This is a genomic window from Rhodopseudomonas julia (assembly GCF_030813515.1).
Classification (GTDB): Bacteria; Pseudomonadota; Alphaproteobacteria; order Rhizobiales; family Afifellaceae; genus Afifella; species Afifella julia.
The window spans coordinates 1,132,948-1,148,241 of the sequence record NZ_JAUSUK010000002.1 but is presented as its reverse complement, the minus strand read 5'-3'; the positions used below and the strand labels follow the sequence as shown (position 1 = coordinate 1,148,241).

Annotated in this window: 16 protein-coding genes; 2 read left to right on the top strand and 14 right to left on the bottom strand. The window is 61.8% G+C overall.

The window, feature by feature from the left end:
* Positions 1 to 66: 66 nt before the first annotated feature.
* The 12 genes from J2R99_RS14695 to J2R99_RS14640 all read right to left on the bottom strand — a co-directional run bounded on the left by J2R99_RS14695 (position 67) and on the right by J2R99_RS14640 (position 12,491).
* Positions 67 to 738: a protein-L-isoaspartate(D-aspartate) O-methyltransferase gene (locus J2R99_RS14695; RefSeq protein WP_307155151.1), complete on the bottom strand. Its 672-nt coding sequence runs from the start codon at positions 736 to 738 to the stop codon at positions 67 to 69.
* Positions 735 to 1,523 (bottom strand): 5'/3'-nucleotidase SurE, encoded by a 789-nt coding sequence (surE, locus tag J2R99_RS14690; RefSeq protein ID WP_307155150.1) that lies wholly within the window; start codon positions 1,521 to 1,523, stop codon positions 735 to 737. The genes J2R99_RS14695 and surE overlap by 4 nt, the downstream gene beginning before the upstream one ends.
* Positions 1,520 to 2,821 carry a serine--tRNA ligase gene (gene serS / locus J2R99_RS14685; RefSeq protein WP_307155149.1) on the bottom strand — a complete coding sequence of 434 codons (1,302 nt, stop codon included), beginning with the start codon at positions 2,819 to 2,821 and terminating at the stop codon, positions 1,520 to 1,522. Before serS ends, surE begins: the two co-directional genes overlap by 4 nt.
* A gap of 153 nt (positions 2,822 to 2,974) precedes the next feature.
* A complete protein-coding gene (tatC, locus tag J2R99_RS14680; protein ID WP_307155148.1) occupies positions 2,975 to 3,760 on the bottom strand; it encodes a twin-arginine translocase subunit TatC in 786 nt (261 codons plus the stop codon).
* Positions 3,757 to 4,248 carry a Sec-independent protein translocase protein TatB gene (tatB, locus tag J2R99_RS14675; protein WP_307155147.1) on the bottom strand — a complete coding sequence of 164 codons (492 nt, stop codon included), beginning with the start codon at positions 4,246 to 4,248 and terminating at the stop codon, positions 3,757 to 3,759. The genes tatC and tatB overlap by 4 nt, the downstream gene beginning before the upstream one ends.
* Positions 4,249 to 4,295: 47 nt before the next feature.
* On the bottom strand, positions 4,296 to 4,523 hold the full coding sequence (locus tag J2R99_RS14670) for a twin-arginine translocase TatA/TatE family subunit (RefSeq protein ID WP_307155146.1): 228 nt from the start codon (positions 4,521 to 4,523) through the stop codon (positions 4,296 to 4,298).
* 368 nt (positions 4,524 to 4,891) lie between these two features.
* Positions 4,892 to 5,545 carry an SMC-Scp complex subunit ScpB gene (gene scpB, locus J2R99_RS14665; protein ID WP_307155145.1) on the bottom strand — a complete coding sequence of 218 codons (654 nt, stop codon included), beginning with the start codon at positions 5,543 to 5,545 and terminating at the stop codon, positions 4,892 to 4,894.
* Entirely contained in the window at positions 5,538 to 6,335 is a 798-nt protein-coding gene (locus tag J2R99_RS14660) for a segregation and condensation protein A (protein ID WP_307155144.1), read from the bottom strand. Before J2R99_RS14660 ends, scpB begins: the two co-directional genes overlap by 8 nt.
* On the bottom strand, positions 6,332 to 7,360 hold the full coding sequence (nagZ, locus tag J2R99_RS14655) for a beta-N-acetylhexosaminidase (protein ID WP_307155143.1): 1,029 nt from the start codon (positions 7,358 to 7,360) through the stop codon (positions 6,332 to 6,334). Before nagZ ends, J2R99_RS14660 begins: the two co-directional genes overlap by 4 nt.
* Before the next feature lie 25 nt (positions 7,361 to 7,385).
* The gene (locus tag J2R99_RS14650) at positions 7,386 to 9,419 is read right to left on the bottom strand and encodes an SPOR domain-containing protein (protein ID WP_307155142.1); all 2,034 of its coding nucleotides are present in this window, start codon (positions 9,417 to 9,419) and stop codon (positions 7,386 to 7,388) included.
* Positions 9,420 to 9,466: 47 nt separating this feature from the next.
* Complete coding sequence (argS, locus tag J2R99_RS14645) at positions 9,467 to 11,233, bottom strand: arginine--tRNA ligase (RefSeq protein WP_307155141.1); 1,767 nt, start codon at positions 11,231 to 11,233, stop codon at positions 9,467 to 9,469.
* 52 nt (positions 11,234 to 11,285) lie between these two features.
* A complete protein-coding gene (locus J2R99_RS14640; RefSeq protein ID WP_307155140.1) occupies positions 11,286 to 12,491 on the bottom strand; it encodes a deoxyguanosinetriphosphate triphosphohydrolase in 1,206 nt (401 codons plus the stop codon).
* Positions 12,492 to 12,563: 72 nt separating this feature from the next.
* Between J2R99_RS14640 and erpA the strand changes: the two genes are divergently transcribed.
* Positions 12,564 to 12,941, top strand: coding sequence for an iron-sulfur cluster insertion protein ErpA (erpA, locus tag J2R99_RS14635; RefSeq protein WP_307155730.1), 378 nt, complete (start codon positions 12,564 to 12,566; stop codon positions 12,939 to 12,941).
* A gap of 31 nt (positions 12,942 to 12,972) precedes the next feature.
* Complete coding sequence (xth, locus tag J2R99_RS14630) at positions 12,973 to 13,755, top strand: exodeoxyribonuclease III (protein WP_307155139.1); 783 nt, start codon at positions 12,973 to 12,975, stop codon at positions 13,753 to 13,755.
* Positions 13,756 to 13,770: 15 nt separating this feature from the next.
* Here xth and J2R99_RS14625 read toward each other — a convergent pair whose 3' ends face one another.
* Positions 13,771 to 14,373, bottom strand: coding sequence for an SCO family protein (locus tag J2R99_RS14625; RefSeq protein ID WP_307155138.1), 603 nt, complete (start codon positions 14,371 to 14,373; stop codon positions 13,771 to 13,773).
* Positions 14,373 to 14,894, bottom strand: coding sequence for a copper chaperone PCu(A)C (locus J2R99_RS14620; protein ID WP_307155137.1), 522 nt, complete (start codon positions 14,892 to 14,894; stop codon positions 14,373 to 14,375). Before J2R99_RS14620 ends, J2R99_RS14625 begins: the two co-directional genes overlap by 1 nt.
* Positions 14,895 to 15,294: the final 400 nt, after the last annotated feature.

Here is a 15,294-nt window from a genome sequence, read left to right as displayed (position 1 = left end):
CTGACGTGATGTAAAAGCATTAACATTGAAAAGGCGTTAAGGGACGCCGGCAAAACGAAGCGAAAATCAAAGATTGCGGGCGATGCCTTCAATCAGCGGCACGAAACGGACGGCGCCGAGATCGCGGGTGTCCACCCGCGTGCCCTCTTTGCGAAAGAGCGTGAGGCGCTGCACGGCATCGACCGGGCCGACAGGCGCAACGAGAATGCCGCCGTCGACGAGCTGCGCGACGAGTTTGGCGGGGGCAACGGCCGCCGCCGCCGTCACCAGGATCCGATCGAAGGGGGCCTGCGTCTGCCATCCCTTTGACCCGTCTGCGACGATGCCGGCGATATTGGTAATGCCGAGAAGGTCCCAGCGCGTCTGCGCCAGCTCCAACAGCGTCCGATAGCGCTCGAGGGTCGTGACCCGACGAGACAACCTCGCGAGAATGGCGGCCTGGTATCCCGAGCCGGTACCGATTTCGAGAACATGGTGGCGCGGTTCGAGCTCGAGCGCCGCCGTCATCATCGCCACCACCGATGGCGCGCTGATGGTCTGCCCGCATTCGATCGGCAGGGCGCGATCGAGATAGGCATCTTCTCGATACACATACGGAACGAATGCCTCGCGCGGCACCGTCTCGATCGCCCCGAGCACTTTCCGGTCTGAAAGACCGAGTTCGCGCAACCTCAGAATGAGGCTCGCCAGCCGAATGCGGGCCTCCGGATCAGGTTCGACGACAGGTTCGTCGCTCACGAAGACGCCCGTTTTGCCCCGCTCGGAGCAGAGAAATGGCGCGCAAGCTCCTGGCGCGCAGGTTCATCGGTCATGTCGAGCGACAAGGGTGTCACCGAGATATAGCCCTGCGCGAGCGCAGCCAGATCCGTCTCCGGAGGCGGATCCATCTTCGAGTGCTTGAAGGCGATCCAGAAATACGGCCGCCCGCGCCCATCGCGACGTTCATCGATACGCATCCAGTCGGCGGCACGCTTGCCCTGGCGCGTGAGGAGAACGCCCGAGACGTCGTCGGCCGCGCGGTTGGGGAAATTGACATTGACGAGAACGCCTGGCGGCAGCTGCAGATCGAGCACGCGCGAGATGATTCCAGGAGCATGAGCGCGAGCGCAATCCCATCTCGGATCATCGACCGTGTCCGCCCCGAAGGCCTGCGACAAAGCGAAGGATCGGATCCCCAGGATCGTCCCTTCGATCGCACCGGCAACCGTCCCGGAATAACTCACGTCGTCGGCAATATTCTGTCCCCGGTTTACACCAGAGATCACCAAGTCCGGTTTTTCGCCGATGACGATCTTCAAGGCCATGATCACGCAATCCGTCGGGGTTCCCCGAACGGCGAAATGGCGATCGTCGATCTCTCGCAACCGCAGAGGGTCGCTCAACGTCAACGCATGAGCCACGCCCGACTGATCCGTCTCCGGCGCAACCACCCACACATCGTCCGAAAGCGAACGCGCGATCTCCTCCGCGACCTTCAGGCCGGGAGCAAAAATTCCATCATCGTTGGTGACGAGAATCTTCATGCGCCGATCCGCTCCATGCCGCCCATATAGCGCCGCAGCACGTCCGGTACGGTGATCGAACCGTCATCGTTGCGGTAATTCTCCATGACGGCAATCAGCGCGCGTCCGACCGCCACACCAGAACCGTTCAAGGTGTGCACGAAACGTGGCTGCTTTTCGCCCTCGGCCCGATAACGGGCGTTCATTCGCCGCGCCTGGAAGTCCCCACAGACGGAACATGAAGAGATTTCCCGGTAGGCTCCCTGCCCCGGCAGCCAGACTTCGATGTCATAGGTCCGACGCGCGGCGAACCCCATATCACCTGTCGATAGGACGACGACGCGATACGGCAATCCGAGCTTCTTGAGCACGGTTTCGGCGCAAGCCGTCATCCGTTCATGCTCTTCAAGGCTTGCCTGCTGACTGGTGATGGAGACGAGCTCCACCTTGTTGAACTGATGCTGCCGCAGCATGCCGCGCGTATCGCGCCCGGCCGAGCCCGCTTCCGATCTGAAACAGGGCGTCAGCGCCGTGAAGCGCAGCGGCAGTTCCGCTTCGTCCAGGATCGTCTCACGCACGAGATTGGTGAGCGGCACTTCCGCCGTCGGAATGAGCCAGAGACGCGCGGCCGAGGCCTCATCGTCATCGACCGCCGCGGTCGCGTAGGAATCCTCAGCAAACTTCGGAAGCTGTGCGGTGCCGAAAAGCGCATCGTCCCGCACCAGGATCGGCGGCGCGACCTCCGTATAGCCGTGCTCGGTCGTGTGAAGATCGAGCATGAACTGGCCGAGCGCCCGCTCAAGGCGCGCAAGCTGGCCCTTCAGCACCACGAAACGTGAACCAGAGAGTTTCGCCGCACTTTCGAAATCCATCAGGCCCAGGGCCTCGCCGATCTCAAAATGCTCCGGCGCGCTATCGCTCAACATCGGATCGCCGAAGAGCCGCAGCTCCACATTGGCCGCTTCATCGGGCCCCACCGGCACGTCGGGCAAGGGGACGTTCGGGATTTCGGCAAGTGCCGTCCGCAACGCCTCCTCCAGCGACCGTTCCTGGGCCTCGCCCTCCTGGATGGCACTCTTCAACTTGGCAACCTCGTCGATGAGGTTTTGTGCTGCGGCCTCGTCGCCGGAAGCCTTCGCCTTGCCGATCTGCTTCGAAGCCTGGTTGCGTGCGTTCTGCGCCTCCTGCAATTGCCGGATATGGGCGCGCCGCTCATCATCGAGATCGATCAGGCGTTGAGCGGCCGGTGCCGCCCCTCGATCAGCAAGAGCGCGGTCGAGCGCCTGCGGATCTTGGCGAATCCATGTGATGTCGAGCATCTTTCGCGAACCTCTGCTGGACGCCTTGCGGCGACTCCGCGTGCTTGTTTATCGCCGCAGGGCGTAACGCAACGACGGCCGCGGTCAAGTCTCGCTTTGAAGAAGATCCGCCGATCCGAATGACATCAGCCGCCACAGCCCAAGTTGGCCTGACTATGTCGCAGCTTCATCGGCCCTTGCAGCGTTTTTCAGCTCGACCCGCCGAACAGCGTAGATGGAGATTTCGTAGAGAAGAATTGTCGGCAACGCGAGACCGATCTGGCTGATCGGATCAGGCGGCGTGAGGATCGCCGCGAGGATGAAGGCGATCATGATGGCGTATTTGCGCTTGGCTTTGAGGAGCGCCGCATCGACGATCCCGACGCGGCCGAGGAGCGTCAGGATGACCGGAAGCTGAAACACGAGGCCAAAGGCGAAGATCAGCGTCATGATGAGGCTGAGATACTCGTTCACCTTCGGTAGAAGCTCGATCGATGCGCGGCCTTCGCCACCCGTCTGTTCCATCGACAAGAAGAAGGCGAGCGCAAGCGGCATCACCACGAAATAAACGAGCGCCGCTCCGATGATGAAGAGGATCGGCGTGGCGATCAGATAGGGGTAAAACGCCTGCCGTTCATGCTTGTAGAGCCCGGGCGCCACGAATTTGTAAATCTGATTGGCGATGACCGGGAAGGCCAGGAAAAGCGCGCCGAAGAAGGCGAGCTTCATCTGCGTGAAAAAATATTCCTGCGGGGCCGTGAAAATCAACCGGATGCTGCGGTCGGCGCCAGCCGCCCGCTCATAGGGAACAATCAGGAGATTGAAGATCTGGTCGGCGAAATAGAAGCAGACCACGAAGGCGATGGCGATCGCGATCAGGGCGCGCAGAAGACGCTGGCGCAGTTCGATCAGATGCTCGATCAGCGGCGCCCGTGAGGCTTCGATATCGTCGTCGCTCATGCTGCGTCGCTCGTACGCGGGCTTCCGCCTCTGTTGCCGGCGGCTTCTTCGGCCACCCCGTCATCTTTGCTCGATGCCACGTCTTGCGCCTGCTCTTCCGCCGGTGACGTCTCGTCGTTCTTGTCCGTCACAGGCTCGGCTGACACGGAAGGAGAATCCTCCGCTGCCACGAGCGCTGACGGCACCGTCTCCGGCGCCGGCTTCTGGCTCGGCCGGTTGGCGGCAGCCTCGACGTCCTTCTTGACGCCGGCAAGCGGGTCCAACTTGGAAATCGACTGCAGCGACTGGCGGGTCTCATCCAGGCCGGCCTGTCGCTCGGCCTCTTTCAGAGCATCGTCGAACTGGCGCTTGAAATCGTTCGCCGTACGACGGATCTGGCCCATCGTCTTGCCGAAGGTGCGCAGCATACCAGGCAGATCCTTCGGCCCCACGACGATAATCGCCACACCGGCGATCACCACCAGTTCGGTCCAGCCGATATCAAACATGGCCGAGCTCAAACATAGATTGTGTCGGGTTGCCGTGGCCGATGACGTTAGCCGACCTTGTTCTTCTTCTCCGCCGGCTCAACGCTGGCCGGGTCATTGTGCTCGATGGTCCTGGACTGCGTGGTCGACGTGGTGTCATCGTCCTCCTGCAAGCCAGTCTTGAAGCTCTTGATGCCTTTGGCGACATCACCCATCAGGTCAGAGATCTTTCCGCGCCCGAACAGGAGCACGATGATGATCGCGATGATAACGATCTGCCAGAAGCCTATCGACATAGGATAAACCTTTCAAAACTCGCCACGGCCGGTCGCGGGACTATTGCAAATCGTCGGATTCGCATCAACTCGCACTCTTCTCCGATCCCCCGCCCCGTCGCGCCAGAATGGTGGGGGCATTCAGGTCGGGTGACCGGCGTTTCCTCCAAACAGTCTTGGAGTGATATAGGTGGCCCGATCATTCAAAGCCACATCGAATTCTGCGCAGTCCTATCGGGCGAACCCTTCCGTCGGGTCCGCCTGGGCAAACGACGCGCGTCCACAAGAGCGGTGCGATTGAGGTCGGGACAGCAGACGTTTTGCCGCAGATCGGGAGCTCCTGAAAAATACGCGGATTCCCGTGGGCGTTGGGGTGGCGTATCAATTCCTCAGTCGCGATCCAAGGGCTCTTCGTCATCCCGCAGCTCGTCGCTCCCAAAGGCGGGAGGAGCTTCGAAGCCCGGCGGAATGTTGGCGTTGAGAAGCCCGGCCGCCTTCAGATCGACGAGACCGGGCAGATCGCCGATCGCCGCAAGCCCGAAATGATCGAGGAAATCGCTCGTCGTCCCGAAGGTCAAAGGACGGCCGGGCGAACGCCGACGCCCCCGCGGCCGCACCCAACCCGTCTCGAGAAGCACATCGAGAGTGCCCTTGGAGGTCGAAACACCCCTCACTTCCTCGATCTCCGCACGCGTGACGGGCTGGTGATAGGCGATGATAGCGAGCGTCTCCATCGCGGCCCGAGAGAGCTTGCGCTCCTCGACCTTGTGCTCCTGCAGAAGAAAGCCGAGATCGCTCGCGGTGCGGAATGCCCAGCAATCGCCGATGCGCCTGAGATTGACGCCCCGGCTCGCATAAGCGGTCTGCAATTCGTGCAGGAGCACGTCGACCGTAACGCCCTCCGGCATCTTGGCAGCGAGTTCCGCCTCGCTCATGGGCTTCGCCGAGGCGAACAGCATTGCTTCGAGCATACGCAAATGCAGCCGGCGATCCTCCGGCGACAGACTGGTGACATTGCTGCCGCTGGCAAAAAGATCAGGCACGCTTCGCCTCCAGCGAAACTGACCTCCGCCGCACATAGAGAGGTGCGAAATTGGACGACTGCGTCAATTCCAGCTTGCCCTCTCGCACCAGTTCAAGGCTTGCCGAAAGCGCGCTCGCCCGTGCAGTCGCCCGCAGTTCCGGCTTCGCCAAAAACTCAGTCAGATACGTGTCCATCGGCATCCAGGTCGCGTCTTCGCCGATCAGGCGCATAAGGCGATCGCGCGCCTCCTGCAGACCGATGACTTTGCGCTTCTTCACCTTGACGAAGCTCGCAAACTGACGCGCACGCAAAGCCGAATAAGCCTGCAAAAGGTCGTAGAGCTCCGCCCCCCATCGCATCGTTCGGTCGCTCGCGATGGCTTCCGGCATGCCACGTTCGAAGAAGCCGGAACCGAGCTTGTCGCGCTCCGAGAGCATCTCGGCCGCCTCGCGCATCGCCTGCAGGCGCTTCAGTCGAAAAGCGAGCCTCGCCGCCATTTCCTCACCCGACGGCTCTTCCATCGGTTCCGGATCAGGCAGGAGAAGCCGCGACTTGAGATAAGCAAGCCAGGCCGCCATCACGAGGTAGTCGGCGGCGATCTGCAAATGCAGCTTCCGCGCATGATCGATGAAGGAGAGATACTGCTCGGCCAACGCCAGAACGGAGATTTTGGTCAGATCGACCTTCTGACTGCGCGCGAGAGCAAGGAGCAGGTCGAGCGGGCCTTCAAATCCATCGACGTCGACAAGCAGCACGTCGGCTTCGTCGACGGGGGTATCTTCCTCGAAGGCATCCGCCGCAACGCTCATTCACACACCCTGTCCGACCCTAATAACTGCGACAACCGCTCGTGCAAGAAGGCTCGATTTCCGACCTCGTCGGCTACGCAGCCAACAAGTGACTTCTCGGCGCGCGTAAGCGCATCGCCGGAAAGCTCCGGAACGGAATTCGCCACGTCGCGCATCTCTTCCATCTCGCCATTGCAGTGAAGGACGATGTCACAGCCTGCGGAAATCGCACGCCTTGAGCGTTCGGCCGGACTGCCGCTCAGCGCCTTCATGGAGATGTCGTCCGTCATCAGCAGACCATCAAACCCGATTCGCTCCCGAATGATGTTAGCGATGATTGTCGATGAATGCGTGGCCGGCTGTGCGTCGTCCACTGCCGAATAGACGACATGCGCCACGATGCCGAGGGACGCACGCCCGGCCAGCATCCGAAACGGCGCGAAATCAACGGCTTCGAGCGCCGCCAAATCCGCATCGACGACGGGAAGCTCCTCATGGCTGTCGGAAGCCGCGCGACCGTGCCCAGGCAAATGCTTAATCACCGGGGTCACGCCACCGGCACTCAGTCCGGCCATGACGGCACCGCCGAGCGTCACCACCATTTCCACCGTGTCACCGTAAGCGCGGTCGCCGATAATATCGTGGCTGCCCGGCTCCGGCACATCGAGGACCGGAAGGCAGTCCACATTGATGCCGAGCTCAATGAGGTCGAGCGCCATCAGCTTTGCGGCAAGCTGTGCCGCCTCAATGCCGGAAACGGGATCTTTCTTGTAGATATCCCCGAAGCGCGCCGCTGGCGGGTACGACCGCACCACCGGTGGGCGGATGCGCTGCACTCGACCACCTTCCTGATCGATAAGGATAGCAGCGTCGGGACGCTCGAGCGCCTCGCATACGCTGTCCGTCAGACGTCGGATCTGTTCCGCATCTTGAATATTGCGGGCAAAAAGAATCACGCCCCAGGGTTTTTCATCGCGCAAAAACGCGCGTTCTTCCTCGCCGAGCGTGAGCCCGGCGAGGCCACAAGCGAAGGCCTTCGCCATCATTCAGATCAATATCCTGCGTGGAGTTCTACTGCGTTACGAAGCAACTGCCGCCTGCGCTCTGCAGATTCTCGCACAACGAGATTGCCGCTTCGCGCGAGGCCATCGGTCCGACCCGAACGCGGTAATAGATGCCCTTGTCGCCGAGATCGGCCTGCAGGATCATTGCCTCCTGCCCTCCGAGAAGCGACGGGAATCGACGCTGCAGATTGCTATAGGACGATCTTGCCTGCTCTTCCGAACGCTGGGAGCTGACCTGAACCGCCCAGCCGGCGGGCGCCGTGGAAGCGACCTGCGGCTCTGAGGCATTCGAAGCCGGAGCAGATGCGGTCAAAGCCGCGGCAGAAGCCGTGGGCTGCGGAGCGGTCTGCGCCGCACTGGGAGATGGCGCGACGAGATCCGGCACCGTCGGTCGTGCCTGCGGAAGGCTCGCAATGTCGAAACTCGGAGTTTCGGCAGAGGTCGGCGTTTCGCCCAGTCCGTTCGGTTCCGCGGACGCTTGCGCGTCGTTTCCGGCCGTCGCATCAGCAGGCATGCCCCCATCTTCGGGCTGCACGCGCACGCTCTGCACCTGAACGGGCTCCGGATCTGTCGCCGGCGCAGGGCCTGCAAGCTCCGTCGGCTCTTGCGACGTCGCGGCCCCGGCGCTGGGAGCATTCTCCACGATCGTGCCGTCTGGACGGACCGTCAAAGTGCGAACCTTCTTCGGCCCGATCGGCGTGACCTGCGGCCCCACCAATGGCTGAGCCGTATCGTCCGAAATGCGCGCCGAGATCTTGCCTTCGTCATCGCCCGTCGCGGCCGCACCGTCGGCGGTCTCGCCGTCCTGCGCATTCGGCAACACGATGCGAGCGATTTCGCGCGGCTCCTCGTTGCGATCAACGAGTTTCTCATCCGTCTCGGGACTGCGACCGGAGACGCGGTCGAACACGGCCTGGCCGACCTCGTTGTCTTTGTTGTCGCCTGGGCTTTCGACGGCGACTTTTACATCGCCCCCATCCGCGGTGATGACAGGGACGGAACCATCCGAATCGCCGTCACCTCCACCGAGCATGGCGATGACACCGCCGCCGATCACGACGACACCCAACACCCCCGCAAGCACCATCAATCCTTTGCGGCGTCCTTTGCGTTCACCGCCTTCGTCATCCATACGGATCTGACCGTCGGGATCACCGTCGGCGCGACTGACGAGCGGGTCACTGTCGACCAGGAAGGGAAATTCTTCGGGGCTCGGCTCGGGCGTGTCGGCAAGATCATCGCTTGCGGGCCAGTCACCTTCCGCTCGCGGGGCGCCCGATTGAACGTGCGGGACGTACGGATCGCGCGCCTGCGGGCCCCGCTCACCCACCAAAGAATCTGATCGCTCCGCCGACCGATAATCGGCGCCGCCTTGCTCAGGCTCCGTCCACGACGGCTCTTGCCTCACAGATTGGGCCGCGAGCTCACCCGGGAGTTCGTGCTCCATCCAATGGGCGAAATCTCGAGCCGCATCACGGTGGGATTCGGCGTAAGCGCCCTCGGGAGGGTCATAAGGCTCCTGCGAGGGCTCTTCATAACCCGGCGACTGACGCGGATCTTCATGCGCGCCATAGGGCTCAGAGGATGCATAACGATCCTCGGAGGCGGACCGCGAGTCGTCATACCCCTCCTCTGCGGCAGGACCACTCGGGAACCGTGTCACCAGGGATGCAAGCGGATGCTCGGCGCGCGGCTCATAACTCTGCCAAGACGCATCCGCTTCTGGCTCCTGGGGAGGTGCAGGCGCAAAACGGGGCTCTGCGCGCGTGTAGGTCTCCGGCGTGCGCGTCTCGGGCTGGCGCGGACGGTTCGACTGCTCGAACTCCCGCATGAGCTCGGCCTCGAGCTCAGACGAGAACGCATCCACCTCGGGCTCCCGCCTCGCAGGAGCAGCCTCGGCACGGGGCGACGGGCGATAATAGGAGCTGTCTTCGCTGACGATACGCGCCAGCTCGACGAGCGGATCTTCCTCCTCCGGGCCGGCAGGTCCACCGCCGGGTCCGTGATGTGAGTAGGAGGTTTTCGGACGTTCATCCGCCATCGGCAAACCTTACGCGTTGTTCTGGTAACGCCGGGCGCCCCTGAGATTCAGCGCATCTCCTTGGGCGCCTCGACCCCAAGCACCGACAAGCCCGCTCGGATCACCATGCCAACAGCATCCACCAAGCCAAGCCTCGCTTTTGATATCTCTACATCATCAGGCTTAATGAAGCGTAATTGCGGCGACTCCTTGCCCTTGTTCCAGTGAACATGAAAGGAATTCGCTAGATCGTAGAGATAATACGCAATCCGATGCGGCTCTCTGCTCTGGGCTGCAAGCTGCACGATACGTGGCCAGTCACAGAGATGTTTGATGAGCTGAAGCTCGCCCGGATCCTCCAGCCGGAGAAGTCGTTCGATTGAGGCGAGTTCTCCGGCGGTCTCGTTAACCTCCGGCATTTCCTGCGCAAATTGCCGCCGCACGGAGGCCGTACGCGCATGCGCATACTGCACATAGAAGACCGGATTGTCCTTCGACTGCTCGGTCACGGTCTGAAAATCGAAGTCGAGCGGCGCATCGGCCTTGCGCGTCAGCATCATGAAGCGAACCGCGTCACGGCCCACCTCGTCGACAACGTCGGCGAGCGTCACGAGATCGCCGGCCCGCTTCGACATTCTGACGGGCTCTCCTGCGCGAAAGAGCCGAACGAGCTGCGACAGCTGAACCTCAAGCTCGCCCTTGCCTTCAGAAATGGCTTTAACCGCGGCCGTCATACGCTTGACGTAGCCGCCGTGATCGGCACCCCAGACATCGATCATATGAGCGAAGCCGCGTTCGAACTTGTCGAAGTGATAGGCAATGTCGGACGCGAAATAGGTATAGCTGCCGTCCGCCTTCTTCAGCGGCCGGTCGACATCATCACCGAACAACGTCGCCCGAAAGAGAAGCTGCTCGCGCTCGTCCCAGTCTTCGTCATCGTTCTCCTGACCTTTGGGCGGAGGCAGCGTTCCCCAGTAAACGAGATCGCGCTCTTCAAGCCACCCAATGAGTTCCGCCACCCGGTCACGGCCGTTCGCGATCAGTGAGCGCTCGGAGAAGAAGACATCGTGACGGATATTGAGGCTGGCGAGATCCTCGCGGATATTCTCCATCATCGCAGCGATGGCGAAGTCGCGCACCAGCGGAAGCCACTCGCCTTCGTCCTGGTCCCGCAGCGCGTCACCGTATTTTTCGGCAAGCGCCTTGCCGACGGGAACGAGATAATCTCCTGGATAAAGGCCCTTCGGGATCTCGCCAACCGTCTCGCCAAGCGCTTCGCGGTAGCGCAGATGCACCGAGCGCGCGAGCTGGTCGACCTGCGAGCCGGCATCGTTGATGTAGTATTCCCGAGACACCGCCTGACCGGAGGCCGCCAGAAGGTTTGCGATCGCATCACCGACGACGGCGCCGCGGCAATGGCCGACATGCAGCGGCCCGGTTGGGTTGGCCGAGACGTATTCGATGTTGACGGCCGCACCCTGCCCCGGCTGCACGTAGCCATAACGGTCGCCGGCTTTCAGGATGGCTGCGAGTTCCCGCGCCCAGAAGGATTGCGCCAAACGCAGATTGAGGAAGCCAGGGCCGGCGATCTCCACGGCATCCACGTCTTCGTGCTGGGAGAGTTCCGCACCAAGCCGGGTCGCAAGATCGCGCGGCTTCATCGCCAGAGGTTTCGCGAGCACGAGCGCAGCGTTGGTGGCAAGGTCGCCATGCGCGGCATCGCGCGGCGGCTCGACCACCACCCGCGCAAGAAGCTCCGGCGCGATCTCGCCTTCCGTTACGACCCGGGCGATAGCGGCCCGGACCCGCTCCGCAAAATCATCAAAAAGGTTCATTTTGGAATATCCGTTGCCGTCTACGCGGCATACCGTTCGATAGGCTTGGCCCCTAGCCGAGATCGGGGGTGTGGTCAAACAGGCGCCGATGCTCGGCAACGGCAAAGCCATCGCTCATCCCGGCGATATAATCGGCCGCACGGCGTGCCCGCCTTCGTTCGTCAGCGATGTCGAGCTCCACCTGCCACACCTCTGGCAAGAGCTCAGGCTCCGACTGCAGGCGTTTGAAGAGATCCGTAACGATCGCCTCACCGGCATGGGCTGCCCGCATAACACTCTGATGGCGATAAAGCCGCGAAAAAAGAAAGCCTTTCAGCTCCTTCTCCTCGCGCGCCAGGTTCTCAGAAAAGCCGACCGTCGGCTCCCCTGCCTGGGTGATCGCGCGCGCTGACGCCACACCTCTTTCCTCGAGCCGCCTGGCCGTTTCGACGAGCACATCGGTGATCATCACGGTGATCAGCCGTCTCGTCAGCTCGGCTGCAAATCGGGAGCGCTCCAGAGCGGGGAACGTCCGGTCGAGCTCGGCGATGATGCGCGCCGTCAGCGGAACTTCAACGAGATCTTCCGAATGCAGGAGGCCGGAGCGCAATCCGTCATCGATATCGTGCGCATCATAGGCGATATCGTCGGAGATCGCGGCAATCTGCGCTTCCGCACCCGCGTAATTCTCCAGATCGAGATCGAGCGCCTCATTGAGCTCCACCACCACCGGAGAGAGAGCCGAAGCCTTCCCTTTCAGCGGCCCGTTGTGCTTGACGAGCCCCTCCAGAGAGGCGCGCGAAAGATTGAGGCCGTCATAACGCGCGTAGCGCCGCTCCAGCCGCGTGACGACGCGCAGGCTCTGCAGGTTATGATCAAAGCCGCCATATTCGCTGAGCGCCGCACACAAAGCCCGCTCGCCGGCATGGCCGAACGGCGTGTGCCCGAGGTCGTGCGCAAGCGCGATCGTCTCCGTCAAATCCTCGTCGAGACCGAGCGGGCGCGCAATCGAACGCGCGACCTGCGCGACCTCCAAAGAATGCGTCAGCCGCGTTCGGAAATGATCCCCTTCCGGCCGGATGAAGACCTGTGTCTTGTGCTTCAGACGCCTGAACGCGGTGCAATGCACAATCCGGTCCCGGTCGCGCTGGAACGGAGAGCGCAGCGGATCCTCCGTCTCCTCATGCACACGGCCGCCCCCCTCTTCCGGAGCTGTGGCGTAGGGAGCTTTCCAACGGGCGCCGTGTCTTAGGAGATGACGAGGAAGGCTCGCACTCATGAGCTTGCTGCGATTGACTTGCGGGACCGTGCTTCTTAGCTACGATGCATTGAGATGAGCAAGGTGGTCACCATGACCGAAGCCTCGACGATCAACGACCCTAAGACCGAACAAGCCCCGGAGACGGCGGTTGTTTTGACGGATCGTGCGGCAAAGCGCATCGCCAAGATTCTCTCCGGCGAGCCCGAGGAGACGGCACTGCGGATTTCCGTCGAGGGCGGCGGCTGTTCAGGCTTTCAGTACCGTTACGATCTCGTCAAGGACACGCATGATGACGACGATCTCGTGCTCTCGCGCGACGGGGCGACGGTGTTGATCGATTCCATGTCGCTCCCCTTTATGGAGGGGGCGGTGATCGACTTCGTCGACGATTTGATGGGTCAGTCCTTCCAGATCAAAAATCCGCATGCTACCGCCTCGTGCGGCTGCGGCACCAGCTTCTCAATCTGACACGAAGAACGCGCAGAGATCGGACAGGCCGTTGAAGATTGCCACTTGGAACATCAACGGCGTGAAAGCGCGTCTTGATGGCCTCGTCACTTGGCTCGGGGAAGCGAGCCCGGACGTCGTTTGCCTGCAGGAAATCAAATCGGTCGACGAAGCCTTCCCGCGCGACCCCATCGAAGCGCTCGGCTACAATGTCGCCACGCATGGGCAGAAGGGTTTCAACGGCGTTGCGGTTCTGTCCAAACGGCCGCTGGAAGACGTCACGCCCCGCCTTGCCGGCGACGAGGACGACGTCCAGGCCCGCTTCCTGGAGGCGATCGTACCGGACGAAAACAACGGTATCGTCCGTGTCGTCTCCGCCTACATGCCGAATGGCAATCCGCTCGGGTCGGAGAAGTTCTCCTACAAGCTTGCCTGGATGGAGCGCCTGGAGGCCTGGGTTGAGGAGCGTCTCGCACTCGAAGAACCCTTCGTGCTGGCCGGCGATTTCAACATCATTCCGGAGCCGATCGACGCCCGTCACCCGGAACGGTGGACGGAAGATGCCCTCTTCCAGCCCGAATCGCGCAATGCCTACAGGAAGCTGACGGCACGCGGCCTGACCGACGCTCTTCGTGCGGTGGCCGATGCTGGCGACATCTACACGTTCTGGGACTACCAGGCCGGCGCCTGGCAAAAGAACAACGGCATCCGCATCGACCATCTTCTCCTGTCGCCCGAAGCGGCCGACCGCCTCACCGGCGTCGGCATCGACAAGCATGTGCGCGCCTGGGAAAAACCCTCAGATCACGTCCCGGTGTGGAGCGCGCTCAGCTGAGCACCGACCTGAAAGTCAGGCATTCTCGGCAAGCCGCTTCAGCTTTGCGAACATCGAGTCGCTGTCCTCACCGTAATTGAGGGTCCCGACGAACTTTCCGTCCTGATCCATCAGATAGACGGAAGCGGTGTGGTCGATCGTGTAGTCACCATCCTCGGTCGGCACCTTCTTGTAGTAGATCTTGTAGGCCTTCGCGATTTCCTCGATCTGCTGCTCGTTGCCGGAAAGCCCGCGGATATGCGGATCGAAGGCGGAGACGTAATCCTTCATCTTCTCCGGTCCGTCTCGCTCCCAGTCGACCGAGACGAAGACGAAATTGAGCTTCTCGGCATCATCGCCCAGACGCTTGATCAGGCCCGAGAGCTCGTAAAGCGTGGTCGGACAAACATCGGGGCAGAAGGTGAAACCAAAATAGATCACCGTCGGCTTGCCGCGGAAGTCCTCCGCGGTAACCGTCCTGCCCTCTTCATCGACGAGCGTGAAGGGGCCGCCGATGGCGGCCACCCCAACGCTTTGCTGCAACCGTTCAGGAGGCGTTAGCAGAACGGCAAAGACCGCCGAAACTGCCAGGATCGCAACCACTCCGGCAACGAGCAGCCAGATTTTGCGCATCGACATCACTGCGCTTTGTCGTTTTCCGGCATTTCCATACTGTGCCCGTCCATCTTCATCCCATTGGCGTCCGGGCCGGGAGCGCCGACGGCCGTTGCGGACATTTCCACGTCGACCGAACCCGCCTTCTCGAAATTGAGCGTGGCCGGCACGCTCTCACCTTCTTCGATGGGAGCGGTCAGATCGATGAACATGACATGCAGGCTACCGGGCTTGAGTTCGACCGTCGCTCCGGCCGGCACCGGGATGCCATCTTCAAGCGGGCGCATCTTCATCACGCCATCCGACATATCCATGGTGTGAAGTTCCACCCGGGCGGCGATTGGCGATGAGGCGGAGACGAGACGATCGTCCTCGTCGCCGTTATTCGTGATCTTCAGAAACCCGCCACCGGCGGTGGCCGAAGGCGGCGTCGCCCGTGTCCAGGGATGCCCGATCTCAAGGTTGCCGAGCTTGTATCCGTGAGCGAAAGCGGGAGTGGCGGCAATGACGAGTGCAGCCGCAAAAAGCTTTGTAACGAGGCGCATCGATTTCTCCATCTGCGCATAAAGAGAACCGTCGACAGAGGTCGGACGGAAGAAAAAAAGCGTCAGTTGGAGAGAGCGGGTGGCGCTCGGGCTTCGGCTGCAAGACGCAGCTCGGACGGATGCGAGGCACTGCGCCTAACGTCGCGGCCGACCGCAAGAAATGGCCCGAAGCCTGCAAGGAGGATCGTGCCATCTTGCGGCACCGCGGGCTGCAAAAGGCTCGAGGAATGACAGAGCGCAGAACAACAGGGGCATACCCCGTTTTCGTGGCTCTTGTCTTGTCCCTTCTGGTCAGGTGATCCGAGCGGATTGCACAGGACCGTCGCGCTACCTCCGGCCATGAAGCCGATGGCATAAGCACCTGAAACACCTTGCAAAAGAAGCATATAGGCGACGACGG

Coding starts and splice junctions, on each gene's coding strand:
- nagZ (WP_307155143.1), bottom strand. CDS start 7,360: ATGATGGCGAAGGCCTTCGCTTGTGGCCTCGCCGGGCTCACGCTCGGC.
- tatC (WP_307155148.1), bottom strand. CDS start 3,760: ATGAGCGACGACGATATCGAAGCCTCACGGGCGCCGCTGATCGAGCAT.
- J2R99_RS14670 (WP_307155146.1), bottom strand. CDS start 4,523: ATGTCGATAGGCTTCTGGCAGATCGTTATCATCGCGATCATCATCGTG.
- J2R99_RS14660 (WP_307155144.1), bottom strand. CDS start 6,335: ATGAGCGTTGCGGCGGATGCCTTCGAGGAAGATACCCCCGTCGACGAA.
- erpA (WP_307155730.1), top strand. CDS start 12,564: ATGACCGAAGCCTCGACGATCAACGACCCTAAGACCGAACAAGCCCCG.
- serS (WP_307155149.1), bottom strand. CDS start 2,821: ATGCTCGACATCACATGGATTCGCCAAGATCCGCAGGCGCTCGACCGC.
- J2R99_RS14640 (WP_307155140.1), bottom strand. CDS start 12,491: ATGAGTGCGAGCCTTCCTCGTCATCTCCTAAGACACGGCGCCCGTTGG.
- tatB (WP_307155147.1), bottom strand. CDS start 4,248: ATGTTTGATATCGGCTGGACCGAACTGGTGGTGATCGCCGGTGTGGCG.
- J2R99_RS14620 (WP_307155137.1), bottom strand. CDS start 14,894: ATGCGCCTCGTTACAAAGCTTTTTGCGGCTGCACTCGTCATTGCCGCC.
- J2R99_RS14650 (WP_307155142.1), bottom strand. CDS start 9,419: ATGGCGGATGAACGTCCGAAAACCTCCTACTCACATCACGGACCCGGC.
- J2R99_RS14625 (WP_307155138.1), bottom strand. CDS start 14,373: ATGTCGATGCGCAAAATCTGGCTGCTCGTTGCCGGAGTGGTTGCGATC.
- surE (WP_307155150.1), bottom strand. CDS start 1,523: ATGAAGATTCTCGTCACCAACGATGATGGAATTTTTGCTCCCGGCCTG.
- argS (WP_307155141.1), bottom strand. CDS start 11,233: ATGAACCTTTTTGATGATTTTGCGGAGCGGGTCCGGGCCGCTATCGCC.